Origin of the sequence: Streptomyces sp. IMTB 2501, assembly GCF_001953885.1 — a bacterium.
Taxonomy (GTDB): Bacteria; Actinomycetota; Actinomycetes; order Streptomycetales; family Streptomycetaceae; genus Streptomyces.
The window spans coordinates 22,828-49,007 of sequence record NZ_MQUS01000004.1 but is presented as its reverse complement, the minus strand read 5'-3'; the positions used below and the strand labels follow the sequence as shown (position 1 = coordinate 49,007).

Sequence of the window (26,180 nt, the reverse complement as noted above, 5' to 3'; positions counted from 1 at the left end):
CTGATGAGGACTTGACGATGAAAGGATTACATCTGACTATTTCATCATAAATGTGCAGAATGCGGCATACAGGCATATGCCCCACGTGTGCCGCACCGGACAACGTCGTTCACCACCGCTGCACACAGAGCCGCGGCACTACGCCGACGCTCTCTTCACCTCCGCACCGATGGGATGAACCGCGATGACATACACCGACCACACCCCCCTCGCCGAGCCGGTGAGCCCGCCTGAGATGCCCGATGCCGCGATCGCGATGCTCGATGCGGAGGGCATGGTGGTCGGGTGGACGCAGGCCGCGCAGCAGCTTGTCGGCTACTCGGCCGGGGAGGTGGTGGGCCGGTCCGCCGCGCACGTGCTGCGGCCGCCCGAGGAGGCACGGAGGGCGTCGGCCTTCGCCGAGGAGCACCGCGCGCAGGGTGGCTGGTCGGGGACCGTAGCGATACGCCACCGCGACGGCCACACGCTCAGGATGACGCTGCGGGTCTCGCTGCTGCGAGGGCAGAACGCAGGCACCCGGTGGCTGGTGTCCGTGGCGGACATCGATTCCTTGTCCTCAGGGGCGACCGGGGGACCGGTGCGGGAGTCGCTCCTTGCCCGAGCCCCGATCGGCATCGTCGTCTATGACCCGCGACTGCGCTGTGTCTGGGCGAACGACGCCATGGAACGTCATGACGGCGTGCCTTGGCACCGGCGCTTCGGGGGTGGCCTCAAGGACTCGCTGCCCGCCGTCGAGGCCGAGGCGCTGGAGGTGGTGATGCGGCAGGTGCTGGAGAGCGGGACCACGAGGGTGCACGAATACCGGGCATGGCCGCCGACCGACCGGCGCCGTGAACATGCGTTCTCGGCCTCGTTCTTCTGCCTGCAGGGTGCGGACGGCGCGCCCCTGGGCGTGTGCTCCATGACCGTGGACGTCACCGGAAATCGGCGGGCACGCGAGCGCCTCGCCATCCTCAGCGAGGCCAGCACGCGCATCGGCAGCACTCTCGACGTGATGCAGACCGGGCAGGAACTGGCCGAGCTCACCGTGCCCCTGCTGGCCGACCATGCCCTTGTCGACCTTGTGGAGTCTGTTCCGTTCGGTGTCGAGCCGTCGGCTCGGATCGGCACGATGAGTGGCCGTCCGCCGCTGCTGCGTCGTGCCGGTGTGGCCTCCGTCGACCTGGGTGTCCTGGAGTTGCCGTGGGTGCGCGAAGAGGTGGTGCACGCCCACCCGGACTCGCCGTTCACCGCCGCCGTGCGTACGGGCCGGTCCTACCTGGAGCCGGTGCTGGACACCCGCTCCGGCCCCTGGGTCGACCACGACCCGGTGCGGGCGCAGAAGGTACGCGACAGCGGCGTCCACTCCTTGATGGTGGTACCCATCCGTTCGCGGCGCTGCGTGCTGGGACTGGCGTTGTTCGGTCGCTCCGTGGAGGAGACGCCCTTCCAGGAGGACGACCTGCTCCTCGCCGAGGAACTGGTCACCCGGGCGGCACTCTGCCTGGACAACGCGCTCCAGTACGCCCGTGAACGCACTGCCGCCCTCACGCTGCAACGCGACCTGCTGCCCCACCGTGTGCAGGGCGGTGCCGCCGTCGAGGTCGCCTCGCGCTATGTGCCGGCCGACATGGATCACGGTGTGGGGGGCGACTGGTTCGACGTGATCGAGCTGTCCGGCGCCCGGGTGGCCCTCGTCGTGGGCGACGTGGTCGGACACGGCATCAACGCCGCGGCGACCATGGGCAGGCTGCGCACGGCTGTGCGCACGCTCGCCGACCTCGACCTGCCCCCGGACGAACTGCTGGCGCACCTCGACGACACGGTCCGGCGGCTGAACGACGAGGACACCGATGACTCCGGCCAGGCTCCCGCGGTGGTGGGCGCCACCTGTCTGTACGCCGTCTACGACCCGGTCACCCGGCACTGCACCATGGCGCGCGCCGGGCATCCGCCGCCCCTGATCGTCGGCGCACAGGGCCGGGTCACCGTCCCCGATATGCCCGCCGGAGCCCCGCTCGGCCTCGGTCTGGACCTGGTTCCCTTCGAGTCCGTGGAACTGGAACTGCCCGAGGGAAGTGTGCTCGCTCTCTACTCCGACGGGTTGGTGGAGTCCCGGGACGAGGACATCGACGTCGGCCTGCGCCGCCTGGGCGCCGCCCTGGCACAGCCGGGCGGGTCCCTGGAGGAGATGTGCTCCCGAGTGATGGAGACCTCGCAAAGGCGCACACCGGCCGACGATGTCACCCTGCTCCTTGCCCGGACCCGCGCGTTCGAGCCCGCCCAGGTCGCCTCCTGGGACCTGCCGAACGAACCGGTCACCGTCACAACAGCTCGGCACCTGGCCGCCCGTCAGCTCAGGGAATGGGGACTGGAGCCGCTCGTGACGCCCGTGGAGTCGATCGTGAGTGAACTGGTCACCAATGCCATCCGCCACGGCGGCGGACCCAGCCGGCTACGGCTCATCCAGCACCGGATGCTGACGTGCGAGGTCTTCGACAGCAACACCGGCCAGCCACGCCCCCGCCGTCCCCACACACTCGACGAGCACGGCCGCGGCCTCCACCTGGTCGCCCAGCTCTCGCGCAGGTGGGGATCCCGCTGTGCAACGGACGGCAAGGTCGTCTGGGCCGAACAGGACCTGCCCGCCAGGGCCGGTGCCCTGTGACCCGTCGGCGAGCCGCGCGCGACGGCGGTCGTCCACGCGTGTCGATCTATCGTAGCCGCAGGCTCTCACAAGGAAGCCCGCGTCACGGACCACCCAGTGAATGGTGAAAACGCCAACTCGGTAGGCGCCTCCCCAGCAGCTATCAGTGTCTCTGGTGCCGGTCCCGGCCGGGATGTCCGCCCTGGACGGCCGGCAGTCGCGGTGCTGGACGACCGAGGCGTTGTGGTGAGGGGGACCGGGACAGCAGAGGATCTGACGGGGTTCCACGCCGACGACGTCCACGGCCGCCCCGTGCGGGAACCGGTGGCCGACCTCCCGGACGACATGAGCAGGGCCACGCACGTGCCGGCATTCGGACAGGCACGGCTGTGGCACGGGTGCGGACGAACCGTTTGGCGTGGCACAGCGCACGGGACGTTGGCCGGCCCTGCTCTTCACCGCAGAGGCCGCAGCCGTGGTGATGAGGCGACTTGCCAGTTCCCGAGCGTTGCCTCATCGCACGATCCACCCGCCCTCGCCAGGCCGGGCGTAGACCACCGCAATCGTCGACCGGCTCACCAGTTCCGGTCGCTGCCGGCCTCGGGAGCGTCTGCCATCCACTCAGCATGTCACCACGCGGGAGGCGAACCGCCATGACGACCAGACAGCGCAGCACCTCCTCCAGTACGGATCCTCCCGTGCGGAGAGAGGTCGTACTGGGCGTGGACACGCACGGTGAGGTGCACGTCGCCGCCGTGGTGTCCCCGCTGGGGAAGATCCTGGACGCCGAGTCCTTTCCGGCGACGGCGGCCGGCTACCGGCGGCTGCTCGTGTGGGCCCACAAGCGGGGGACGGTGCGCCGGGCCGGTGTGGAGGGCACCGGCACCTTCGGCGCGGGCCTGTCCCGCTACCTGCTGGCACAGCAGGTCGAGATATACGAAGTGAACCGCCCCGACCGCTCAGCCCGCCGGCTACTGGGGAAGTCGGACCCGCTCGACGCGCAGGCCGCCGCGCGGGCCGTGCTCAGTGGCCGCGCCCGGGCCCGGGCCAAGTCCGGCGATGGTCCGGTACACAGCGCCCGGACCTTCAAGCTCGCCAAGGACTCCGCGGTCAAGGCCCGTACCCAGGCGATCAACCAGCTCAAAGCCGTCCTGGTCGTCGCCGATCCCACACTGCGGGAACGACTGTCCAGCCTGGGCAACCGCGAGCTGTTCCGCATCTGCGCACGCCTCGGCCCAGGCGACGGCGAGGACGGCGAGGGCGCGGTGGCCCAGGCCACCCATATCGCCCTGAGAATGCTCGCCGAGCGCATCGAACAGCTCACCGGGCAGATCAATGAGCTGAACCAACGCCTGACCCAGCTCGTCGAACACCATGCCCCACAGCTACTCGTACCGGTGGGCACCGGCCTGGACAGCGCCGTCACCCTGCTGATCACCACGGGGGACAACTCCGAGCAGCTGAATACCGAGGCGTCCTTCGCCGCCCTATGTGGGGTCAGCCCCGTCCGCCATCTTCGGAGCATGCACAGCCGCGTACTCGCCGGCGTGGTCGCTGTTGACGGCGACCGACTCAGCGACAGGATCCAGCTCTCCGCCGGCGGACGTGGTGTGAGACATCATCCCGGCCGTCCTGGCCGGTTCCCGCGTCACCAACCAGTAGCCGGCGCGGAAGAGGGATCAAGCTCATACACGCCGCGTAGCCCATCCACTGCATCCCTTCCTCCCTCCGGGCCGCATGAGCGGCAACGGCGCCAGGGCCGTGACCGGCGCGGGGACGGACCCCTGCTTCCGACCGACGCCGCTGCCCTTGCCGCCCCCGTGCCTAGCGGTGTTCGGGGTTCTCGTAGTCACGGCGGCAGCCCGCGTCCCATGCGGTGCGCTGGTTGCCGTAGGCGGGAATGCCGCCGAGATCCTTCAGAACCCGTGCCAGGTGCAGCAGGTTCCAGGTCATGAAGGTGGTGTTGCGGTTGGTGAAGTCGTTCTCCGGGCCGCCCGAACCGGGGTCGAGGTAGGAGGGGCCGGGGCCGGCCTCGCCGATCCATCCGGCATCGGCCTGGGGAGGGATGGTGTAGCCCAGATGCTGGAGGCTGTAGAGGACGTTCATGGCGCAGTGCTTGACGCCGTCCTCGTTGCCCGTGATCAGGCAGCCACCGACCCGGCCGTAATAGGAGTACTGGCCGCGTTCGTTGAGCAGGCTGGAGCAGGCGTAGAGGCGTTCGATCACCCGCTTCATCACGGAGCTGTTGTCGCCCAGCCAGATCGGGCCGGCCAGGACGAGGATGTCGGCCTCCATGACCTGCAGGTACAGGTCCGGCCAGGCGTCCGTCTCCCAGCCGTGTTCCGTCATGTCGGGCCACACCCCTGTGGCGATGTCGTGGTCAACGGCTCTTACGACATCTACGTGCACTCCTTGCGCGTCCAGGATCGCGGTGCTCCGGTCGATGAGCCCCTGAGTGTTGCTGGTCTCAGGCGAGCGCTTGAGGGTGCAGTTGATCACCAGGGCACGCAGGTCGTCGTACCGGGCCAGCGGTGCGTCGGCGGCGGGCGACGAAGCAGTCACGCGGTCCTCCAGAACCCTCTGCGCAGCTCGATGCTCGGCGGCGCACGTCCATATCCGGCTCCAGCGTGTGGGACGCCCGCGGCAACCGCCACCCCGACGCCGCCGAACGGCCCCGGCATGCCCGCTCCATCGCCACCACCCACAGTGGCACGCTCGGTGTCCAGGGCCCACCAGCTCCCACAGCGGCACCCGCCTCGTCCCACACCTGCCCGATGAGCCTCCGAACGTCACTACAGATAAGAAAGTTGAGGGCGGCAGGGCTCTTGGCCCGGCAGACCCAGCCCGTCCAGGCGATTCCGGCGACGTACTCGGCGCTGGCACACTGAACCTCCACGGAATTACTCAGAGCCGACCGACAAGACGAACGCGGGACGCATCCGGATGTAGCAGCCCGGCTCATGACTGCCGGTGGGCGGCTTCGACGGCTCTGCGTAGGGGGGTGGTCATGGTGCTCGGGCTGGCGGACATCGGGGCCTTTCCGGGGCGCGTGGCCGGCGACACCCCGAAGGTGTTCACGGTCTGCGTGGTCTTGCTCCCTCCCGTACGGCGCCGGAGCCATGGTTCTCGGTCACCCACGACGGAATCGAGGCGAGTCGGCGCAGAGGTGGTCCCTGCCTTCCTGTGAGCGAGATGCCCGCGAGGCGTTGTGCACCAGGCAGGTTGGAAAGCCGGAGGGCGGTCCGGCGGACCCGTAGGTGTCGTGGTGATTCGGGTATGAACCAGCGGGCCACTCGCCGGGCGGCACGCTGCTTGTGCGTGATGACGGGCCGCCAGAGCCGTTCGTAGCCGTGCAGTGCGTCCTCGATGTGGGAGGTGCGGGCGAGTTGGTCGGCCAGGACGTATGCGGCGCCGATCGCCAGGGAGGCGCCTTGTGCGGCGAGGAGGGAGACCGCCTGGCAGGCGTCACCGACCAGGACGACCCGGCCGCGGCTCCAGGCCGGGAGGGTCGTCTGTGCGACATGGTCGTAGTAAATCCGGGAAGACGGCGGGCAGTTCGCCAGGACGCGAGGTACGAGCCAGCCGAGCGTGCCGTACTCGTGGCGCAACGCCGCCTGCACGTCCCTGGGGCGAGGGGCGTCGGTGGCGCGGTGCACGGCGAACACGGCGACCGTGCCGTCGCGCAGCGCGTACAGCCCCATCTGCCGGCCGACGGTGTCGGTGAGGCAGAACCGGTCGCCGACTTCCGCGTGCGTCTCGGGGTCGTCGAAGGTGAATGCGGCGGTGTGGTAGCCGAGATGGTGGACGTACCGTGCCTCCTCGCCGAAGACCAGGGCGCGCACGGTGGAGTGGATGCCGTCGGCGCCGACGAGTAGGTCGGCGTCGATGCTGTCGCCGTCGGTGAGGGTGACGCGCACTCCGTCCGGCCGGGCATCGACGCGGGCCGGCCCCACGCCGAAGCGCAGACGCACCGCGAGGGACAGCCGCTCCCGCAGGGCGAGTTCGAGGTCGGGCCGCATGATGCTCAGCAGGCGCCCGTTCAGGAAGCGGGCGAAGCGGTCGTAGCGGAGCCGCACCCGGTACTCGCCGTGCTCGTCCACGAGAGCCGCCTCGGAAACCTGATAGCTCAGATCCTCCAGGGAGGGCAGCATGCCCATGGCCTCGGCCGCGTCGTATCCGGTCCCGAAGAAGTCGATCATGTAACCGTCGGTGCGGGGCCGCGGTTCCTTCTCCAGGACGACGACGTCCCAGCCGAGCACGTTGTGCAGCCGGCCGGCCAGCGCGAGTCCCGCGATCCCGGCCCCACAGATGACGACCCTCATCGGTTTGCACCGCCTCTCTCCGTCACCTAAGTTTTGCATCATGCAAAGCTTGTGCGTCAAGATGGCCCACGGGCGATGAATGCGCACTGGAGTGGACCGACGACCGGGTGAAGGTTAGTTGCCGTCGCCACACATGCGAGGGCTGGGCAGGCGGCATGCTGCGCGCTGGCCGACCAAACCCAAGGGAATGCCGGCGAAAGCGCTCCTGGCGCGTGCGGAAGCGGGTGTCGAGGGTCGTTCGGTCCCAAGAGGCGGGCAGGTGGTGCACACCCCTGACATCTTTTGCATAATGCAAAAGTAAGGAAGGGGAATCGATGAGCGGCATACGGGCAGCAACAGGCAGAGGACAAGGGGCCGGCACGGCGGCAAAGGGCCTTGCACCGGCGCCGGTGATCGCGAGCCTGCGGAACGCCCCTTGGGGTGTGATGGCGCTGGCCGTGGTGGTCGGCGCCGGGGCCGGCGCGGGCTCGGTCGTCTTCCGTTGGTGCATCAAGACCTTCACCGGTCTGCTGTCCGGTCACTCTGACTACTCCGCTTCCCCCGGCGCGAGCAATCCGCACGTGCCGTGGCTGGGCCCGTACTTCGTGCTGCTCACCCCGGTGATCGGCGGCCTGCTCTACGGCCCGCTCGTGAACCGGTTCGCCAAGGAGGCCCGTGGGCACGGTGTGCCGGAGGTGATGCTGGCCGTGGCTCAGCGCGGCGGGCGGATCAGCCCGAAGGTCGCCGTCGTCAAGACGCTGGCCTCCGCGCTGACCATCGGTTCCGGCGGCTCGGTGGGCCGCGAGGGGCCGATCGTGCAGATCGGCTCGGCGCTCGGCTCCACCCTCGGCCGTGTGACGAGGGCTGCGGAGGGCCGTACGAAGCTCTTGGTCGCATGTGGGGCGGCGGGCGGCATCGCGGCCACCTTCAATGCTCCCCTGGCCGGTGTCTTCTTCGCCATGGAACTGATCCTCGGTACTTTCAGCGCGGAAGCCTTCGGCGCAACCGTGTTGGCCAGCGTGACCGCGAGCATCATCGGACGCGCGTCCTTCGGTGACGTCGCCTTCCTGAACCTGCCCGCGTTCCACGTCGACCACCTTGCCCAGTACGGGCTGTTCGTCCTGCTTGGCGTGGTTGCCGCTGTGGTCGGGATGGGCTTCGCGCGATTCCTGTACATGGTCGAGGACGCCTGTGACTGGCTGTGGCGCGGCCCGGAGTGGCTGCGCCCCGCGGTCGGCGGACTGGCGCTCGGCCTGGTGCTGTTGGCCCTACCGCAGATGTACGGCGTCGGCTACCCCGTGCTGGAGAAGGCCACGGAGGGCGGCTATGCGGTCGGCTTCCTGCTCCTGCTGCTGGTGGGCAAGATGCTGGCGACCAGCCTGACCATCGGCATAGGCGGGTCCGGCGGTGTCTTCGCGCCCAGTCTGTTCATCGGCGCGATGCTCGGCTCGGCGTACGGCATCGGCGTCCATGACCTGATACCCGGCACGGCCGGCGCGGTGGGCGCGTACGCCCTGATCGGCATGGGTGCGGTGTTCGCCGGCGCGGCCCGGGCGCCGATCACTGCCGTGGTCATCCTGTTCGAGTTGACCGGCGAGTACTCGATCATCCTCCCGCTCATGCTGGCCATCGTGCTGGCCACCGCCGCCAGTCGCCTGCTCTCCCGCGACACCATCTACACCCTCAAGCTGCGCCGGCGTGGCATCGACCTCGAAGGCCCCGTCCCCGGGGCGGCGATCGGCGGCCAGCACGTGGGCGCCGTCATGGAACCGCTCCCCTCCGCCCTGCCCGCGGCCACGTCCCTGACCGACGCCGCCGACCTGCTCAGCCTCTCGGGCCACGGCGCCCTCCCTGTCATGGACGCCGCCGGCCGGTACGTCGGCGTCGTCACGGCGCAGGCAGTGGCCGAGGCTCTCGCGGAACAGCCGGAAAGCGCCCCTGCACTCGTCGGACAGCTCGCCGCGCCGCCCGCAGCGGTCACCGCCGACCAGCCCCTCGCGCAGGCACTGCACACCCTGCTGTCAGCCGCCGGGACCGGGGTGCCCGTGCTCGACGCCGAGCAGGGCAAGCCGGTGGGCTGGCTCAGCCACCAGAGCGCGTTGCGCGCGGTGCAGGCGACTGCCTGAGCGCCCACCGGGCTCTTCACGGCCCGGCGGTCAACGGCCGGCTGATCCGAGTCTGCTGAAAAAGGGCGGATGCGACAGCCGCGGAGAGCTCAATCCGGACTTTCTTCGCATAATGGAAACGTCCTCATGTGAGAGGGGATCGACTGCCATGTCGTATCCACGTCACTCGGCCGTATTCCGTGCGCCTGGATCGACCGGGATGAGGGCTGGCCGCGAGGTCGCGACCACAAGCAGCCCGGCAGCCGTCGTTGACGGCTTCATGCTGCTGGCTGGCATCTATGCGGCGATCTCGCCCTGGGTGATCCACTTCTACAGGACGAACCCCTATCTCACGGCGAACAACCTGATCACGGGGCTTGGCGTCGCCCTTCTCGCTATCGAAACCCCCCTCGCTCCACAGCGGATGCACCGATTCGCATGGACCATGATGCCGCTCGGCCTCTGGCTGATCCTCTCCCCGACGGTCGTGACGGCATCCCACGGTGTGTCGCCCGGGATCGTGTGGAGCAACACGTGCGCGGGCGGCGCTGTGTGCCTGCTTGGCCTGTTCGCCGCGAATCTGGCTGCCGACGCATCGGGGTAGGCAACACGGATCCGCCCATGCCATGACAAGCTGCCGTGCGTGTCAGGCGTCGTGCGCCATCGCTCCGTCCCCCATCCAGCCGAGCGGGTGCGGCTCCGGGGCGTCCGCTGCCGGGGCCAAAGGCTCGCCTCCCGCCTCGTTGAAGGCGTTGAGCGCCTCGACGAGCGCGAGGCGCTCGGTCGGGCGGAGCCGTTCGACGATGCCGGCGATCTCGGCGCGACGCCGGGCGGTGACTTCCTCGACGGTGCGCCCGCCTTCCTCGGTCAGCCGCAGCAGAGTCTCGCGGCGGTTGGCGGGATTGGCTTTGCGGTCGGCGAGTCCGGCGGCGATGAGCCGGTCGACCATGCGCATGGCGGTGGAGGGGGCCACCTGGAGAAGCTCGGCGAGCGCGACCAGCTTGGTCTCCCCCCGGGTGGCCAGCACGACCAGCATCCGGAACTGCGGGAGGGTCACGCGCTCCTCGACCTCGGCGAGGGAACGGGCGGAGACCGCCACCAGCAGCCGGGACGCGGTCAGGACCGCCCGGGTGACCGCATCAACGTCGTCCATGGTTCCCGCAGGGGGCTCACGCTCCGGCATGTGTCCTTTCTACCTTGCCGAAGCCACTGCCTTCTCACTCGATGCGAACAGACTTTCCTCCCGCATGGCTGTGGTGGCAGAGCACCAGCGCACGGCGCAGCGCCGCCACCTGGCTCGGCCGCACCGCGCTGACCAGGGAAGTGTTCTGGTTCGTCGTGATCGGCGTCGCCTCCACGGTGGCCCAGGCCATGCTGTACTGGGTTCTGCGCCAGTGGTCGCCGCCCATCCTGGCCAATTTCACCTCCCTGCTTGTCGTCACCGTCCTCAACACGGAGGCCAACCGCCGGCTGACCTTTCACGGGTCCCCGGTCCGGGCCGTCCAGGCGCATCTGACCGCGGGTGGCCTGTTTGTCCTGGCGTATCTGGTCACCTCAGGCGCCGTCCTGCTCCTCCGTCACTACCGGCCCACCGCCTCACCAGCAGCGGAAACCCTGGTACTTGCGCCGAGCTTCGCCCTGGTGACCGTGGTGCGCTTCACGGTACTGCGGACGGTCGTCTTCAGACGCCGCCAGCAGTGACTCCCTCGCGCCCGATGCGACCGACACGCCTGATGTTTTCGACACGCGGTTCTCCGACGCGGGCGATGACGAGGAGGTCGGTGACGAAGCGGTGCTGCAGGCCACTCGGATCATGCTGGGTCTGCTTGCTTACCGGATCGGCCAGCTCTCCGAGTGGATCCGGTACGTGGACGCGCCGCGAGGTGAAGGGTGAGGACGGCCTTGACGACCGCGGTGATGCGGTTGGTGCTGCAGCGCAGCTTGCGCAGGCGGCGCCGGCACTTGAGCGCGGCCATGGCCTGCTCGCCGACGCAGCGGATCTTGGCGTGGGTGGTCTTGCGGCGTAGTTGCCACAGCTTCAGGCGGCGCCCCTTGAACGGGACTCGGACGTTCCGGGCCGCACCCTGACCACCAGGGCTTTCCGGGAACGGCACCGTTCTGAATGCGGTGTCACGGCGGGCCTCCGCGTGAATTGAGTGGTGATGCATCGGCAGTAGCTGGCGAGGCTGTGGGCGGAAACCGAACTCCCGACCGATGCCAGCGTTCCAGCCCGGGAAATCTGATCGTTCCCCGCTCGGCCGACGGCTCCTTCTCGGTGCGAACCGGACAGCCGGTGTGGCGCGCCGCTCGGCTGTCCGTCAAAGCCGGTCATGGGTGGACGAGGAGTCAGCTCATCGTTATCCCGTCCAGAGCAGGTTCGGTGCCGGTTCGGACGAAGTCTCCCGGGAGCGGTTAGGTCATGCGGATGTGCCGGGAGCGGTGGGACGGTTGCGTAGCACCGTTCGGCGCGGGGGTCTGAACTGCTCTACGGCCTCCTCGGCGTCCTGAATCCCGGCCTGCTCGCCCTGCGTATCGCCGAGACCGGTGTGGGCGCGCTCGGCGCCGCGCTCGCCGTGCTGTTCGTCCTGCCGGTCACCACCCACGCCATCACGGACGCCTGGATCCAGCGGGCCCTGCGCTGCGTCCACGCCTGTACGGCCGAGGCCGCGGCCCGGCTCGCGGGCTCCGCGACCGCCGACCCGGCGCCGCGCGTGGCCGAACTGGAGCAGTTGCTCGGCCGGGTCCGGCTCGCGGTGGCCCCGCTGGTGCACCCGCTGAACCCGATGCCGGCCCGCAAGGCGCGCGCCCGCCGTGTCCTCGCCCTTCTCGACGACTGCGCCCGCGCGGTTCGTGGCCTGGTGGCGGTCGCCGCCGATCCCGAGGCCTCCCACGACGCCCGGCTGACCGCGGCCTGCCGACGCGTGGAGGCCGCCGTCGAGGCCCTCACCGCGAGCCGTCCGGAGCCCGTCCACCGCCCCGCCGAGCCGCCCGCCGAGCCCGCCCTGGTCCACCTGCACGGCCTGGAACGAGCCCTCGCCGAGCCCCTGCGTGCACCGTCGGGGTCACGGCTGGTGGGAGCCTGTCCGGCACCGGCCGGCGCGGGGGCGGGGTTGGCGGGGTCTGAGTCGGGCGCCGCCGGGGGCGCGGCGCCCGCACTACGACGCGCCCGGCGTCGGTGCTACGACTCGCGCGGCATCGGTACGACGGCTCACGAGGAGCCGCCACAACGACTCGCGGGCAATGCAGCGGAAAGTCCCGCGAGGAAAACAGCGGAAAACGATCGGCCCCACCCCCGCCCTTGGTCTAGACCGCCCTGATCGACTGCTACCGTCGGCCCCGGACGGGCTCGACCGAGAGGGGACAGCGGTGGCACAGGACGGCAGGCCCGGCAGGCGCCGGGCGTTCATCGGCTCGTTCACGGCAGCGGGCGGACCCGGCCTCGTGACCGCCGATGTCGCGCAGGACGGCGGCGCCCTCACCCTCGGCGTCGCCGTGAACGACGTACGCGACCCGTCCTATCTCGTCCTGTCGCCGGACGGCGGGACGCTCTACGCGGTCAGCGAGATCGCCGACGGCGCCGTGGCCGCCTACCGCGTCGACGGCGAACGGCCGGAACTCACCGGGGCGCCCGTGCCGTTGGACGGCAGCGGGCCGACCCACCTCGGCCTGTACGCGGGGCACGTGCTGACCGCCAACTACGGCTGCGGCAGCGTCACCGCCGTACCCCTGCGCCCGGACGGAACGCTCGCCGCCAAGCCCTCCGGACGGCTCCAGCACACCGGTTCCGGCCCGCACGACCGGCGGCAGCGCGGCCCGCACGCCCACCAGGTGCAGGCCGACCCGAGCGGCCGGTGGGCCGTGAGCGTAGACCTCGGCACGGACTCGGTACGGGTCTGCACCCTCGCGGACGGCGCGCCCGCCCTGCACCGCGAGTTCGCCCTGCGCCCCGGCTCCGGCCCCCGCCACCTGGCCTTCCATCCGGACGGCGCGCACGCCTACGTCGTCAACGAACTCACCCCGACGGTGACCGTGTGCCGCTGGGACGCCGAGGCGGGCTCCCTCAGGCCGCTGACCGAGGTCCCCGTGCTGCCCGGCGCCCCGGCCGGCGACGCCTATCCGTCCGGGATCGTGGTCTCACCCGACGGCCGCTTCGTATGGACCGCGACCCGTGGTGAGGACGTCCTGTCGGTCCTCGCCGTCGAGGGGGAGGGGCTCCGGCTGATCGGCACGGTGCCCTGCGCCGGCCGCTGGCCACGCGCCCTCGCCGAACACGCCGGCTTCCTCTACACGGCCAACGAGCGCTCCGGGGATGTGGCCTGGTTCGCCGTGGACGAGGCAACGGGGCTGCCCCGCTACGACGGCGCGGTACGGGTCCCTGCGGCCTCGTGCGTCGTCTTCGGCTGAGGCCTTGCGGGGCGCGGGGCGCGGGACCGTCGGCTGAATCCCGCAGGGCAAGGCGCGTCCGGCTGAGGCCCGGCCTCCCGGCCTCGTCGGCTGGGCGCCCGGGGCAAGGCGAAGGGCCCGCTCCGGGATGTGGAGCGGGCCCTGTGTCGTGCGGGTGCCGTGGGCGGGTCAGCGGACCGGCATGCCCTGGGGCTGCTGCGGGGTGATGCCCAGCGCAGTCGTGTACTTGGCGAGGGCGAGCTTGCCGATCGCCGGGTACGCGCCGAGCGCCTCCGCGGTGGCGCAGCCCGCCTCCTCGGCGGCCGCCGCCAGCAGCGCCGGGTCGATCTCCGGGCCGATCAGATACGGCGCCAGGGCCAGCTGCTGTGAGCCCGAGGAACGCAGCTGCTCGGCGACGGAGGCGATCGAGCCCTCCTGGTCCAGGGCCGCAGCCATCACCGGCACGGCCAGGCGCGCGGCGAGCAGCATGCCGGTGATCCCGGCCGCCTGCACCGCCTCCTCGCCCCCCACGGACGCCAGGATGATGCCGTCCGCGGCGGTGGCCACGGTGAACAGGCGGGCGCGGTCGGCACGGGCCAGCCCCGCCTCGGACAGCCGCACGTGCAGCGCCTCGGCGAGCAGCGGGTGCGGACCGAGGACATCGGTCAGATCGGCGGCGACCCGGCTGTCCATCACGGACTGGCGGATCTGCCGCAGCAGGGCGCTGTCCGGACCGGCCAGCAGCGGGACGACGACGGCGACGGGGCCGTCGGGCTGCTTGAACCCTTCGAGCCCGGCGGCGACGGCCTGCTCGTAACGGGCAGTCCGCTCCTCGGCGGCGCGTACCAGCACGGACCGGAGCGTGGGGAACTCGGTGTCGTCCCCGTCCAGGTACCCGATCCGGGCGTCCAGGCCGGGCAGCTCGGAGCGGGCGATGCTCACGACCTCCTCGGCGAGGCCGCGCGCGGCGGCGCTGGGCGCACCGGGCACCGCGAGGGCGAGCGCGGGCGCGCCCTCGGGAGCCACCAGCGGTTCCGGTCGGCGGTGCCGTCCGGGCTGGCGGGGTCGCGGCATTCGTACTGGCAGGCCGGACTCGGGTCCAGTGGGGGAGCTCATGGCGCCGCATGTTACTGGCTTCGAGGGTTCCTCCGTTCGGGGAGGGTGCAGGTGAGCGGTATCCGTCCGGATTTGTCTGATGAGTTACGCGGCAAGGACACATGTTCCGGGCACGTGCCCGGAACATGGGACGACAAAGGCTCCACAAGGGGGAACAATCCGCTTTTACGGTGAACTGGATCCCGTCATCAATCGCGTCGTACGGAGATCACACAGAGCATGGTCGATTCACCCGGCAGGGTGAGGCGGCCGGCCGCCAGATCGCTCGCGATCCGTACCGAGCCGTGCAGCGGATCGCCCTCGGCCGGCACCTGCCGGGCGTGCGGCAGCCTGGCCGCCAGCTCCTCCCGCAGGGGTACGAGGAGGGGGTCGCCCAGGCGGAACAGTCCGCCGGTGAGTGCCACTTGGGGTGTCCCGTTCGCCGGGCACACGGCTGCGGCGGACTCGGCCATGTGCCGGGCCGCGGCCCGCAGGATGTCCGCGGCGACCGGGTCGTGCCCGGCGCACGCGGCCACCCGGGGCGCGAAGGAGGCCAGTACGGCGGGCCGGTCGGCACGGGGGTAGAGCTGCCCCGGCAGGCCGCGCACCGGGCCGAACTGCTGCTCCGCGCAGTCCAGCAGCGGTGTGGAGCCGCCGTCCCGGCCGTCGTGGGCGCGCAGCGCCGCCTCCAGGCCGGCCCGTCCGATCCAGGCGCCGCTGCCGCAGTCACCGAGCAGATGCCCCCAGCCGTCGGCCCGCCGCCAGGACGTCAGATCGGTGCCGACGGCGATCAGCCCGGTGCCCGCGGCGAGCACCGCGCCCGGACGCGGCCCGAGGGCGCCGACATAGGCGGTGACGGCGTCGGCGGCGAGCGCCACGCGCTGTACGTCCAGCTCCCGGGCGAGGGCGTCCGGCAGTTCGGCCCGCAGGCCGTCGCCCAGGCTGGCGAACCCGGCGGCGCCGACGACGGCCGTGTCCAGCGCACCGACTCCGGCCTCGTCGGTCAAGGCCCGGGCCAGCGGGACGAGTTGGGCCATCAGGTGAGCGGGATCGATGCCCCGCGCACCCGTGCGGACCGGTTCCCGTGACTCCCGCTGTGCGGCGGGTGCCCGGCCCGGCACGCCGACGGCGACCCGGAGACCGGAGCCTCCGGAGTCCACCGCCAGATAGCCCGCGACGGTCACGGCAGGCGCCAGTCCACCGGCTGTCCGCCCTGCTGGATCAGCAGGTCGTTGGCGCGGCTGAACGGGCGCGAGCCGAAGAAACCGCGGTCGGCCGACATCGGCGAGGGATGCGCGGACTCCACCGCCGGCAGGTTGCCCAGCAGCGGTCGCAGATTGCGGGCGTCCCGGCCCCACAGGACGGACACCAGCGGCTTGCCTCGTGCCGCCAGCGCCCGGATCGCCTGCTCGGTGACCTCTTCCCAGCCCTTTCCGCGGTGGGCGGCCGGGCTGCGCGGTGCCGTGGTCAGCGCTCTGTTGAGCAGCAGGACACCCTGCTGGGTCCACGGTGTCAGGTCGCCGTTGGCCGGCTGGGGCAGCCCCAGGTCGGTGTTCAGCTCACGGAAGATGTTGATCAGGCTGGGCGGCAGCGGGCGGACCTCGGGCGCGACCGAGAACGACAGGCCCACCGCGTGCCCCGGGGTCGGATAAGGGTCCTGACCGACGATCAGCACCCGTACGTCGTCGAAGGGCTGTTGGAAGGCCCGTAGGACGTTGGGTCCGGCCGGGAGGTACGTGCGTCCCGCGGCGATCTCCGCGCGCAGGAAGTCGCCCATCTCGGCGATCCGTCCGGCGACGGGTTCGAGGGCCTTCGCCCAGCCCGGTTCGACGATCTCATGCAAGGGTCGTGGTGCCACGGGCGTCACCCTACTGCCGTGGACCGGCAGGTGATCAACCGATGGCCGAAGGTCGACGGGCCGCCCCCTTGCGGCCCGCCCGCGTGTCTCAGCCGATCACCAGCCGGTCCCCCGTCCGCCGATCGTCTCTCGGCCGGTCACCCTTCAGCCGATCACCGCCGCCCGCACGCACAGCACGTCCGGGAGATGCCCGGCCAGCTGCTGCCAGCTGTCGCCGTCGTCGGCCGACGCGAACACCTCGCCGTTGCGGTTGCCGAAGTAGACGCCCGCCGGATCGGCGTCGTCGGTGCACAGGGCGTCGCGCAGGACCGTGCCGTAGTGATCCTCCTCCGGCAGGCCCTTGGACAGCGGCTCCCAGGTCCGGCCCGCGTCCGTGGTGCGGAAGACCCGGCACCGGTGCTCGGCCGGCACCCGGTCCGCGTCGGCGTTGATCGGGAAGACGTACGCCGTGTCCGCCCGGTGCGGATGGGCGGCCACCGCGAAGCCGAACGTGGACGGCAGATCGGCGCCGATGTCGGTCCAGTGCGCGCCCGCGTCGTCGCTTCTGTACACCCCCCAGTGGTTCTGCAGATACAGCCGGTCCGGGTCGCCCGCGTCCTTGGCGATCTTGTGCACGCACTGGCCGAACTCCGGGTTCGGGTCCGGCAGGAACACCGCGGACACACCGGAGTTGGACGGCGCCCAGCTCGCGCCGCCGTCGGTGGAGCGGAACACCCCGGCCGTGGAGACGGCCACGGTCACCGTCTTGGGGTCGCGGGCGTCGGTGAGCACGGTGTGCAGGCCCTCACCGCCGCCGCCCGGCACCCACCGCGAGCGGGTCGGATGCTCCCACAGCGGCCTGACCAGCTCGAAGCTCTCGCCGCGGTCCTCCGAGCGGTACAGCGCCGCCGGTTCCGTGCCCGCGTAGACCACGTCGGGCTCGGCGGCGGCCGGGTGCAGCTGCCAGACGCGCTCCAGGGAAGCGCCGGTGTCCTGGGGGAACTTGACGGCCGGACGCGGCGGCTCGGTCCAGGTGCGGCCGAGGTCGTCGGAGTGGAAGACCGACGGGCCCCAGTGCGCGCTGTCGCCGCCCGCCAGCAGCCGAGGGCGGTCCTGGCGGGTGTCGATCGCGACCGAGTAGACCGCCTGTGCGTTGAAATACGGGCTGTCGTCGAACTCCCAGGCTGCGCGGGCCCTTCGCCGCCCGATGAACAGTCCTTTGCGGGTGCCCACCGCCAGCAGTACCTCGGTCATGCCGATCACCTCCGGGACGCCTTCGTCCAGGTAGTCGTGAGACAGGTAGTCGTCGGTTATCGGCCAGTCTGCGCCCCACCACTGACACTCTCCCCTGTCGTGTTTGTTTTCGCAGGTCACAACGGTGTCGTCGGCTGGTGACGAAGATCGGCCGGGGTTCGTTGGGGCATGCGCCTGCGCGAACGGGGTGTCTCGTGCGACCGTCGGGGAGACGGCTTCGTGAGCAACGGGGCGATCTCCCGCGTATGGGAGGGCGTTCCGGCCGGTCGGTGCGCTCGTGAGGAGGATGCCTTTGAAGGCGATCCGTGGTCCGAAGGTGTGGCTGTGGCGCTGGCGGCGCAGCCCGCTCAAACGCCGGGCCGACGTGATGGAGGCCTGGGTGGTGCTCGGCACCTGGTTGCTGACCGTCCTGGCAGGGGTCTCGGCCGGACTCGTGGCGGCCCACTCGGTGGAGAACGGACTCGCCAAGGAGCGGGCGGACTGGGGTCCCGTCGTGGCCCGAGTCGTGGGACGGGCGCCAGGAGAGGCCCCCCTGCACGGCCACACCTCCGCCGGGGATCGGGTCTGGGCCGAGGTGCGGTGGACCGTGGCCGACGGCTCCGCCCACACCGGGCAGGTCCGGGTGCGGCCCGGCAGCAAGGCGGGCACGCCGGTCACCGTCTGGAGCGATCCGCAGGGCCATCTCGTCAACCGGCCCACCTCCGCCGCCGAGGCCGCTTTCCGCGGCGCGCTGATCGGCTGCCTGGTGGGCGTGAGCGCGGCGGCCGTCCCCTTCATCGGCGGCCTCGCCGTGCGTGCCCGGCTGGAGCGGCGTCGCATGGACGCCTGGGACACGGAATGGGCACGGCTCGGACGCCAGTGGGGCGGCTGGTCCGACCACGGCCGCCGCTCCGGCTGAGGCCTGCCCGGGGCGTGGCGGTCCGCCGCTCCGGCTGAGGCCTGCCCGGGGTGTGGCGGTCCGTCGCTCCGGGCGGAGCGGCTGTGGGCCCGAGCTGAGCATCGCGTCCTCCGGACCCGGTTGCTCGGGCGTGTGTCTGCGGTGCCGTCCCTACATGGCGGCCTGGGGCAGGGGATGGACGCGGTTGGGGCCCCAGTGGGGCGGCTGGTGAGCCGGTCCGCCCCTCCGGCCGGAGCGCGGCGGTGCGCCCGAGCTGAGCATCGCGTCCTCCGGACTCGGTTGCTCGGGCGTGTGTCTGCCGTGCCGTCCCTACATCGCCGCCAGCGCCTTCCGGCAGGCTCTCAGCAGTGCCTCGTCCTCCGGTACGCCCCGGCCGCCGAATCCGCCCGCGGGGGCCGGAGGGCGGCGTGGGGCGGACAGTTCAGCCGCCACCAGGTGCCGCAGGGGCGCGGCGGCCGGACCCATCGCGGTGAGGCAGCGGGCGATCGGGGCGCGGGTGAGCGGGTCTTCGAGCCAGGCTGTCCGGAACACGGGCAGCACCGGCGCCGGATTCGCCTCGATGCGCCACAGCGCGCACGCGGCCGCCACCCGCTCCCGCGCGGGCCGTGACCGGGCCGTCCGGCGCAGCGCGGGCAGTGCGGCGTGCGCGGCCGGTCCCAGTCTGCCGAGCTGCCCGGCGGCCAGCCGCCGGTTGGCGGAATCACCTTGGGTCAACTCCCTCAGCAGCGCGGGGAGTACGACGGAGGCGTCCTCCCGCGCCGACCAGAGCGCGCGGGCCGCGGCGGTGGCGTGCCGGGTACCCAGGAGCGCGCGGAGTGTCGGTACCGCCTGAGTGGCGCCGCCGAGGGCCTCCAGCGTCTCGATGGCCTGGCCCGCGACAGCGTCCCGTGTTCCGAGCCCGTCGGGGGCGCCCGACAGCAGACGCAGCACCTCGGGGACCGCGTTCTCGTCTCCGATGGCACCGACCGCGGTCAGCAGCGGGGCGGCGTGCCGGGCAGCGGCGGGGGAAGCCAGGGGGATCCGGCCGAGCCGGTGCCGTAACGCGGGCGCGAGCGGGGCCGCGGCGGTGCCCAAATGGGCCAGTTCGAACCCCAGGTCCATCGGCGCGGCCGGTCCGGCCAGCAGTTGGGCCAGGGGCGGGACCGCGCGCGGATCGCCACTCCTCGCCAGCGCCTTGAGTGGCCCGCCCAGCGTGGGGGAGTCGCGCTCGAAGCGGTGTGTCCACAGGTCGGGGCGGGTGCGGACCAGCGCGTGCAGGGCGTCCGCGGCGGGCTCGGCCGACGTGAACAGCTCCGCAAGGACCGCTGCCGCCGCGTCCCTCAACCAGTCTTGCTCCGCCGCGAGTTGGGCGCCGAGCAGCCCGACCGTTGCGCTGTGGTCGCCGCGCCAGCCGCGCAGCAGCGCCGCCGCCATCCACACCGCGTTGCACCGGTCCACCGGATCAGGGCTGGTCAACTGCCCCTTGAGCAGTGCGGTCCGCTCGGCCACGCGGTCGCCGAGCGCGGTGTGCAGGGTGCGCAGCAGCCGGGCGCCCTCCTCGTCCGACGGGCGAAGCCGCCGTATACGCCCGACGAGGGTGTCGGTGGCCGAGGGTTCGGGCACCCGGGCTCGAAGCGCCGAGCGCTCCCGCAGGAGCCGGACCGCCGTCGGCACCGGTTCGGCGGGCAGCCGGGCGGGCGCGACGAGTGCGAGCTGCCCGAGTGCGGCGAGCCGCAGGCCCGGCGCGTACGGCGGTGCGCTCTGCTCGGCCAGGAGGTCCACCGCGCTGTCGGCGTACGCGGGGTACCGGCGGATGAACAGGCCGAGCGCCTCCGTGAGGGCGAGCAGGGCGCGGTCGTCGCGCTCGGCCCGCAGCCGCTGCCGTAACAGGTCCAGGACCCGCCCGGGCGTGGCCAGGAAGTGCACGAGGGCCCCGCAGGCCGCCCGGCGCACCGTCGGGTCCGGGTCCCCGGCGAGCCGGACGAAGACCTCGGCACCCTCGCACACCGCCTCCCGTGCCCGCGGATCCCCGTCCGCGCTCTCCGCGCCGATGACGACCAGCAGTTCCACGATGTCGCCCCGGTCCGGCAGCTCCTCGCGGGCCACGAGCGAGAGCAGGAAGGGGACGCTGGCCAGGGTCGAGTCGTACACACACCCCTGGTGGTGCAGCGCGCCGTGCATCCCGTCGAGCGCGGTCGCCCGCTCGGCGGTGTCCGCGGAGGCCAGGGCCCGTAACCACCCGGGCACGTCCTCCGCGCTGCCGTGCGCGTGCCGCAGCGAGGCCCAGTCCACCTCGTCGATCCCCGTGAACACGTTGTCCTCCCCAGACGAGTGCCACCTGATCGCGAGTGTGCACCACGACACTGACAACGGTCCGGAACCACGCTATGACTGTGTGCGATCCGTCGGCTGTCACCGGCCAGGCGTGAGCGCCCCGGCGGGAGGAGCGTGCGGGGCCCGTACTCGCCCGGGGGAGGGGTCAGTTCAGGCCGGGCAGCGCGCGCTCCAGGATCGCGTCGAGGCCGGCCGAGGCGGGCAGGGTGCCGAACGCGTGCCCCCAGTCGCCGCCCAGCCGGCTCGCGCAGAACGCGTCCGCGACCGGGTGCGGGGCATGCCGGACCAGCAGGGAGGCCTGCAGAGCGAGCGCCATCCGCTCGACCAGCCGGCGCGCACCGACCTGGTCGGTTTCGGCCAACTGGTCCTTGAGTGCGGCCACGTACGCGTCCAGGCGGGCGTCCACCCCGCGCGCGAGGGCGAGTTCGCCGAACAGGGCCTCGACGCTGTCCGGTTCACGGCCGAGGGCGCGCAGCACGTCCAGCGCGTTGACGTTGCCCGAGCCCTCCCAGATCGACAGCAGCGGGGCCTCCCGGTAGTGCCGGGGCATGCCGGAGTCCTCGACATAGCCGTTGCCGCCCAGGCACTCCAGCGCCTCCGCGGTGAACGCCGGGCCCCGCTTGGTGACCCAGTACTTGCCGACAGCGGTGGCGATCCGCCGGAAGGCCCGCTCCCCGGCGTCCCCGCGCACCGCGCGGTCGGCCGCGCCCGCCAGCCGCAGCGTGAGCGTCGTCGCCGCCTCCGACTCCAGCGCCAGATCGGCCAGGACGTTGCGCATCAGCGGCTGTTGGACGAGCCGGGCGCCGAACGCGCTGCGGTGCCGGGCATGATGGCCCGCCTCGACCAGCGTCTTGCGCATCAGGGTCGCGGAGGACATCACACAGTCCAGCCGGGTGCAGTTGACCATCTCGATGATGGTCTTCACCCCTCGCCCCTCGGGACCCACCAGCCAGGCCACGGTCCGCTCGAACTCCGGCTCCGAGGACGCGTTGGAGCGGTTGCCCAGCTTGTCCTTCAGGCGCTGGATGCGGAAGGTGTTGCGGCTGCCGTCCGGCAGCACGCGCGGCACCAGGAAGCACGACAGCCCGCCCGGGGCCTGCGCGAGCACCAGGAAGACGTCGCACATCGGCGCCGACGTGAACCACTTGTGCCCGCGCAGTGTGTACACCCCGGGCTCACCGGTGGGCGTGGCCACGGTGGTGTTCGTCCGGACGTCCGAACCGCCCTGCTTCTCGGTCATTCCCATCCCCGCGAGCAGACCCGGCTTCTCGGTCGGCACGCGCAGTTCGGGGTCGTACTCCCGGCTGGTGAGCAGCGGTTCGTAGACCTTGGCCAGATCCGGCTGTGCGCGCAGTGCGGGCACGGCGGCGTACGTCATCGACGTCGGGCAGCCGTGCCCGGCCTCCGTGTGCCCCCACACCAGTCCGCCTGCGGTGCGGGCCACATGGGCACCGGGCCGCTCGTCCGCCCACGGAGCCCCGGCCAGCCCCTCGGCGACCGCCGTGCGCATCAGGTGGTGCCAGCTGGGATGGAACTCCACCTCGTCGACGCGATGGCCGTAGCGGTCATGGGAGCGCAGCACCGGCTCGTACCGGTTCGCCAGCTCACCCCACTCCTGTGCCTCCGCGCTCCCGGCGTGCGCCCCCAGCCGCCGGATGCCGTCCTCGGCCCATCCGGCACCCTCCCGGCGCAGCCCCTCCAGCAGGGCCGGGTCGTCGGAGGCGTCGTACGGAGCCAGGGGCGGGGCCTGGTTGGTGACGTCGTGAGTGGCGTACGGCGACGGTGACTGCGAAGGCGAGGACGCGGGAATCGGGACCATGAGAGCATGTTGCACTCTTCCTGCGACCGTAGCAATAGTGCAACACGGAGGGCGCCGTACAGTACGTGCCCATGCGCATGAACGTCTCGCCCGAGCCGGCGGAGGCAGGCCTGCGGCCGCTGTCCGCGCGGTCGGTCGTGCTGAGCCTGCTCCTCGGCGCGCACCCGGCGCAGCTGCCGGTGAAGGACCTGGTCCGGCTGGTGGAGCCCTTCGGGGTCGGCGGCTCCACGCTGCGGGCCGCGCTGAGCCGGATGGTGGCCGCGGGCGACCTGCGCCGCACTGACGCCGTCTACCGGCTCAGTGACCGGCTGCTGGCCCGCCAGCGGCGCCAGGACGAGGCGCTGCGCCCCGTCACGCGCGCGTGGGGCGGCGACTGGGAGATGGTGGTGATCACGGCGACCGGCCGCGGCCCCGCCGAACGCGCCGAACTGCGCGCCCGGTTGACCGCCCTGCGCCTGGCCGAACTCCGCGAGGGCGTGTGGCTGCGCCCGGCCAACCTCGACCGCGCTCTGCCGGACACGCTCGACTCCGTCGCCCTGACCTGCTCCGCACGCCCCGACGAACCCCCGCACGACCTGGTGGCCCGGCTCTGGCCGCTGGACGCCTGGGCGGCCACCGCGCGGATGCTGCTCGCCCGTACATCGGCCGCCCGGGACCCGGCGGACCGCCTCACCGCCTACGCCGCGGCCGTACGGCACCTGCTCACCGACCCGGTCCTGCCGCCCGGCCTCGTCCCCGCCGACTGGCCGGGAGACGCGCTGCGCACGGCGTACGCGGGCTTTCAGCGGGAGTTGGCCGCGTCGGTGGGGCGAAGGGAGCGTTGCGCATGACGCCGGTGAACCTTGAAGAGTTTCTGCGGGCCCGGTTCGAGGAGGAGGGACGAGTGGCCCGCGACGCGATCGCCGGTGCGCCCGGCGCGGTCTGGGGCGTCATGGCCGACGACATCGAGCAGGTGCTCACCTCCCAGGACCACGGGACCACGCACACGCCGATGGTGCAGTTCGGCGCCGACGACCCGGTGCGGCTGCTCACCCATGTGGCCCGGCACGATCCGGCCCGCGTGCTGCGCGAACTCGACGCGAAACAGGCGCTGTTGGAGGAGCACCGGACGCGCGACGACGGCAGGTGCCGCACCTGCCGCGAGGAAGCGAGCCCCCGTTCGCCCTGCACCACGCTGCGCCTGCTCGCCGTCCCGTTCGCCGGCGATTGCGGATACGACGACTCCTGGCGGCCGTAGGCCGGATGCCCAGGCCGGGCGCCGACCGGTGATCTCCGACAGGGAAGAACGGCCGTCGGCGCCTTCACCAGGTGCGTCGCCGACGTCGTCGGATGGGCCGCCGATGCCGCCGCAGGGGCTGCCCACGGCGCCGGTTTCGAAGCCCAGGCGGCCCTGTTCCTCCGCCACGATCCGGCGGGCCGTCTCCGTGTCCGACACGTCGACCTCGTCCGGGGTCGCCTCCGCCACCGCGCTGCGGCGGGCGTAGCTGTCGAACAGGCGGGCCTTGCGCTTCGGCATCTCCACCATGCGTTCGTCCACGCCGCCCGGAGCCAGCAGGCGGTGTACCCGGACCGGCCGTACCTGGCCCGTGCGATGGGCCCGTGCCACCGCCTGCTGTTCGATGGCCGGCTTGATCTGGGGCTCGCAGATGATCAGGACGGAGGCCGCCTGGAGGTTGAGGCCGACGCCCGCCGCCTGGATCTGGGCCGGCAGCACCGCCGGACCGGACACGGCGGTGAACTCGTCGACGAGCAGCTGGCGCCGTTCGGGCGGCACGCTTCCGGTGAGCGGGCCGACCACGGGGTGCCGGTCCGCGGCCCGGCGTCGAGCGCGTCCCGGACCACGCGCAGGACGTCCCGCAAGTTGGAGAACACCACCACCTTCAGCCCGTTCTCGCCCGCCTCGTGCACGATCTCGCGGAGCCGGACGAGTTTCGCGGACTTCTCCGGGCAGGCGTACGCGGCCCGGCGCATCGCCATGAAGTTGCCGGACCGCACCGCCTCGCGGTACGCCTCCTCGTCCGTGGCGCTCGGCGCCTCCCACTCGTCCGTCTGCTGCGGGGCGGGCAGTTCGGCGAGGACGTCCACCTGGTTGCGCCGCAGTCAGACGGGGGCCACCGCCTTCCGGAAGGCCACCGAGCCGGGCACCCCGGCCTGGTCGCCGATGCGCTCCGCCACCGTCTCGTCGATCAGTCGTCCAGGTCGCGGAACTCGGCCACCCGGTTCTCCATCGGGGTGCCCGTCATGAACAGGACCCGTTCGCAGCGCCCGGCCCCCCGGGCGAGGGCCTGGGAGCGAAGGTCCTGGGGTTCTTCACGACGTGAGCCTCGTCCGCCACCAGCATCCCGGTCTCGCCTCCGCCGCGTCCTGGACCGGCTTCAGCGCCGCCCGTACCGCGTCGACCGCCCTGGCGTGGTCGTCGGCCGGCGACCGCGCCGGCTCTTACAGCCGCGCCGCCCGCGCGACCGCCTCCCGCTCCCCGCGCCCCATCCGCTCTCCCGCGGCACATCCTCGCATCGCGCGGCCCGGGCGCCCTGGGAGACCCGGTGCGGAGCACCGCGCGCAGGCGGGTCGGCGACGAGAGGGCCGGGGCTGTGGCCCGCGGCGACGGCGGCCGAGGCGCGGACCCGGCAGCCCTCGGGGCAAGTGCGGCCCGCGCCCGGCGTGGAGGGCGGCCGGCGGCCGTTCCGGTGTCGTCCCGAGCGGGGAGCGCGCACGCGTTGCGGTGACGGGCGAGGTTCTTAGGGGTTCCCGGGAAGCGGGAGGTCTGTGGCGCTCCCTGGAATCGGGGGGACTGCGGGGCGAAACGGCGGATGACCAGCGTGGTGGCGGGCACTCGGTGAGGTGCGTAAGGCGATCTCACCCGAGGAGAGTCATGGCTGAGCAGAAGTCGTCGTCGGACCTCACGGCACCCCTGCGCGGCGCGGCCTCAGCACTGCGCAGGGTGCCCGGTGGCTCCATGGTGAGCAGGGCCGCGGCGGAGACCCTGGACCAGGTCGGCGCGGTCTCGCCCCGCGGGCGGCGCATCGCGGTGTACGCCGGGGCCGGAGTGCTCGGTGCGGTGGGCGTGGTCGAGTGGCCCGTCGCCCTCACCGGCGCGGCCGTGGCCTGGCTCACCCAGCCGCGGCCCGAACATCCCGCCGACGGCGGGAACACGGCCGCGCACGGCCCCGAAGCCGCCCACGACCTCGGCACCGCGGACCTCAGGTCGGGCCACGGCAGCGGCTCCGGGGGCGCCGGCGACACGGGTGGGGCGGCGAGGGCGGAGGCGTCCGGCGGTGCCGAAACCTCCGGAGGCAGCCGGAAGTCCCGAAGCAGCCGGTCGTCCGCCGGCGCCAGGGCATCTGCCGGCACCCCGGCCTCCGGCTGCCGCGCCTCCGCAAGCACCAGGACGCCCCGCAGCGGCCGGACCCCCGGAGGCAGCCGGTCGTCCCGTGGCACCAAGGCATCCGGTACCGCCCGGACCACCCGCGGCACCGAAGGCTCCGCGGGCAAGGCGTCCACCGGTCCGCTGGGTCCCACGGCGCGGCCCGACCGCACCACGCTCTGAGG

Annotated in this window: 18 protein-coding genes and 4 pseudogenes; 11 read left to right on the top strand and 11 right to left on the bottom strand. The window is 72.2% G+C overall.

Annotation, left to right across the window (positions count from 1 at the left end; all coding sequences use genetic code 11):
• Positions 1–184: 184 nt before the first annotated feature.
• Both AV521_RS08685 and AV521_RS50600 read left to right on the top strand, forming a co-directional pair.
• On the top strand, positions 185–2,647 hold the full coding sequence (locus AV521_RS08685; protein ID WP_076085929.1) for a SpoIIE family protein phosphatase: 2,463 nt from the start codon (positions 185–187) through the stop codon (positions 2,645–2,647).
• Between the two features lie 605 nt (positions 2,648–3,252).
• Positions 3,253–3,723: pseudogene (locus AV521_RS50600) on the top strand (transposase); the annotation flags it as partial.
• A 727-nt stretch (positions 3,724–4,450) separates the two neighbouring features.
• Here the strand turns inward: AV521_RS50600 and AV521_RS08675 are convergent.
• Positions 4,451–5,188 carry a flavodoxin family protein gene (locus AV521_RS08675; RefSeq protein ID WP_076085927.1) on the bottom strand — a complete coding sequence of 246 codons (738 nt, stop codon included), beginning with the start codon at positions 5,186–5,188 and terminating at the stop codon, positions 4,451–4,453.
• 512 nt (positions 5,189–5,700) lie between these two features.
• Entirely contained in the window at positions 5,701–6,948 is a 1,248-nt protein-coding gene (locus AV521_RS08670) for an FAD-dependent monooxygenase (protein ID WP_076085925.1), read from the bottom strand.
• A 425-nt stretch (positions 6,949–7,373) separates the two neighbouring features.
• On the opposite strand from AV521_RS08670, the gene AV521_RS08665 reads away from it, so the two are divergent.
• Together AV521_RS08665 and AV521_RS08660 are read left to right on the top strand one after the other, a co-directional pair.
• On the top strand, positions 7,374–9,053 hold the full coding sequence (locus AV521_RS08665; RefSeq protein WP_076085923.1) for a chloride channel protein: 1,680 nt from the start codon (positions 7,374–7,376) through the stop codon (positions 9,051–9,053).
• Positions 9,054–9,201: 148 nt separating this feature from the next.
• Entirely contained in the window at positions 9,202–9,636 is a 435-nt protein-coding gene (locus tag AV521_RS08660) for an SPW repeat protein (protein ID WP_076085921.1), read from the top strand.
• A gap of 42 nt (positions 9,637–9,678) precedes the next feature.
• On the opposite strand, the gene AV521_RS08655 is transcribed toward AV521_RS08660, so the two are convergent.
• On the bottom strand, positions 9,679–10,215 hold the full coding sequence (locus tag AV521_RS08655; RefSeq protein ID WP_076085919.1) for a MarR family winged helix-turn-helix transcriptional regulator: 537 nt from the start codon (positions 10,213–10,215) through the stop codon (positions 9,679–9,681).
• Positions 10,216–10,256: 41 nt separating this feature from the next.
• Here AV521_RS08655 and AV521_RS08650 point away from each other — a divergent pair, with 41 nt between their 5' ends.
• Complete coding sequence (locus tag AV521_RS08650; RefSeq protein WP_079249179.1) at positions 10,257–10,733, top strand: GtrA family protein; 477 nt, start codon at positions 10,257–10,259, stop codon at positions 10,731–10,733.
• 110 nt (positions 10,734–10,843) lie between these two features.
• Here AV521_RS08650 and AV521_RS50595 read toward each other — a convergent pair.
• Positions 10,844–11,125: pseudogene (locus AV521_RS50595) on the bottom strand (hypothetical protein); the annotation flags it as partial.
• Between the two features lie 381 nt (positions 11,126–11,506).
• Here AV521_RS50595 and AV521_RS08640 point away from each other — a divergent pair.
• Positions 11,507–12,112, top strand: a pseudogene (locus AV521_RS08640) (FUSC family protein); the annotation flags it as partial.
• 286 nt (positions 12,113–12,398) lie between these two features.
• Positions 12,399–13,436 (top strand): lactonase family protein, encoded by a 1,038-nt coding sequence (locus tag AV521_RS08635; protein WP_076085917.1) that lies wholly within the window; start codon positions 12,399–12,401, stop codon positions 13,434–13,436.
• 168 nt (positions 13,437–13,604) lie between these two features.
• Here AV521_RS08635 and AV521_RS08630 read toward each other — a convergent pair whose 3' ends face one another.
• The 4 genes from AV521_RS08630 to AV521_RS08615 all read right to left on the bottom strand — a co-directional run bounded on the left by AV521_RS08630 (position 13,605) and on the right by AV521_RS08615 (position 17,601).
• On the bottom strand, positions 13,605–14,531 hold the full coding sequence (locus AV521_RS08630; RefSeq protein ID WP_107480857.1) for a sirohydrochlorin chelatase: 927 nt from the start codon (positions 14,529–14,531) through the stop codon (positions 13,605–13,607).
• 188 nt (positions 14,532–14,719) lie between these two features.
• Entirely contained in the window at positions 14,720–15,694 is a 975-nt protein-coding gene (locus AV521_RS08625) for an N-acetylglucosamine kinase (protein WP_076085913.1), read from the bottom strand.
• Positions 15,691–16,368, bottom strand: a complete 678-nt coding sequence (locus AV521_RS08620; protein ID WP_076085911.1) for a uracil-DNA glycosylase — start codon at positions 16,366–16,368, stop codon at positions 15,691–15,693. The genes AV521_RS08625 and AV521_RS08620 overlap by 4 nt, the downstream gene beginning before the upstream one ends.
• Positions 16,369–16,512: 144 nt before the next feature.
• Positions 16,513–17,601, bottom strand: a complete 1,089-nt coding sequence (locus tag AV521_RS08615; protein ID WP_076086680.1) for a sialidase family protein — start codon at positions 17,599–17,601, stop codon at positions 16,513–16,515.
• Positions 17,602–17,887: 286 nt separating this feature from the next.
• On the opposite strand from AV521_RS08615, the gene AV521_RS08610 reads away from it, so the two are divergent.
• Positions 17,888–18,499 (top strand): hypothetical protein, encoded by a 612-nt coding sequence (locus AV521_RS08610; RefSeq protein ID WP_076085909.1) that lies wholly within the window; start codon positions 17,888–17,890, stop codon positions 18,497–18,499.
• Positions 18,500–18,808: 309 nt separating this feature from the next.
• Here the strand turns inward: AV521_RS08610 and AV521_RS08605 are convergent, their stop codons facing one another.
• Together AV521_RS08605 and AV521_RS08600 are read right to left on the bottom strand one after the other, a co-directional pair.
• Positions 18,809–20,791: a PBS lyase gene (locus AV521_RS08605; RefSeq protein WP_076085906.1), complete on the bottom strand. Its 1,983-nt coding sequence runs from the start codon at positions 20,789–20,791 to the stop codon at positions 18,809–18,811.
• Between the two features lie 166 nt (positions 20,792–20,957).
• Positions 20,958–22,631: a DNA alkylation response protein gene (locus AV521_RS08600; RefSeq protein WP_076085903.1), complete on the bottom strand. Its 1,674-nt coding sequence runs from the start codon at positions 22,629–22,631 to the stop codon at positions 20,958–20,960.
• 71 nt (positions 22,632–22,702) lie between these two features.
• Between AV521_RS08600 and AV521_RS08595 the strand changes: the two genes are divergently transcribed.
• Together AV521_RS08595 and AV521_RS49180 are read left to right on the top strand one after the other, a co-directional pair.
• Positions 22,703–23,461 carry a PaaX family transcriptional regulator C-terminal domain-containing protein gene (locus AV521_RS08595; RefSeq protein WP_076085900.1) on the top strand — a complete coding sequence of 253 codons (759 nt, stop codon included), beginning with the start codon at positions 22,703–22,705 and terminating at the stop codon, positions 23,459–23,461.
• Positions 23,458–23,868: a DUF6221 family protein gene (locus AV521_RS49180; RefSeq protein ID WP_179022947.1), complete on the top strand. Its 411-nt coding sequence runs from the start codon at positions 23,458–23,460 to the stop codon at positions 23,866–23,868. Before AV521_RS08595 ends, AV521_RS49180 begins: the two co-directional genes overlap by 4 nt.
• Positions 23,869–24,009: 141 nt before the next feature.
• Here AV521_RS49180 and AV521_RS49175 read toward each other — a convergent pair.
• Positions 24,010–25,032, bottom strand: a pseudogene (locus AV521_RS49175) (DEAD/DEAH box helicase); the annotation flags it as partial.
• Positions 25,033–25,503: 471 nt separating this feature from the next.
• On the opposite strand from AV521_RS49175, the gene AV521_RS52235 reads away from it, so the two are divergent.
• Positions 25,504–26,178 carry a hypothetical protein gene (locus AV521_RS52235; protein ID WP_305965152.1) on the top strand — a complete coding sequence of 225 codons (675 nt, stop codon included), beginning with the start codon at positions 25,504–25,506 and terminating at the stop codon, positions 26,176–26,178.
• The last annotated feature ends 2 nt before the right edge of the window (positions 26,179–26,180 follow it).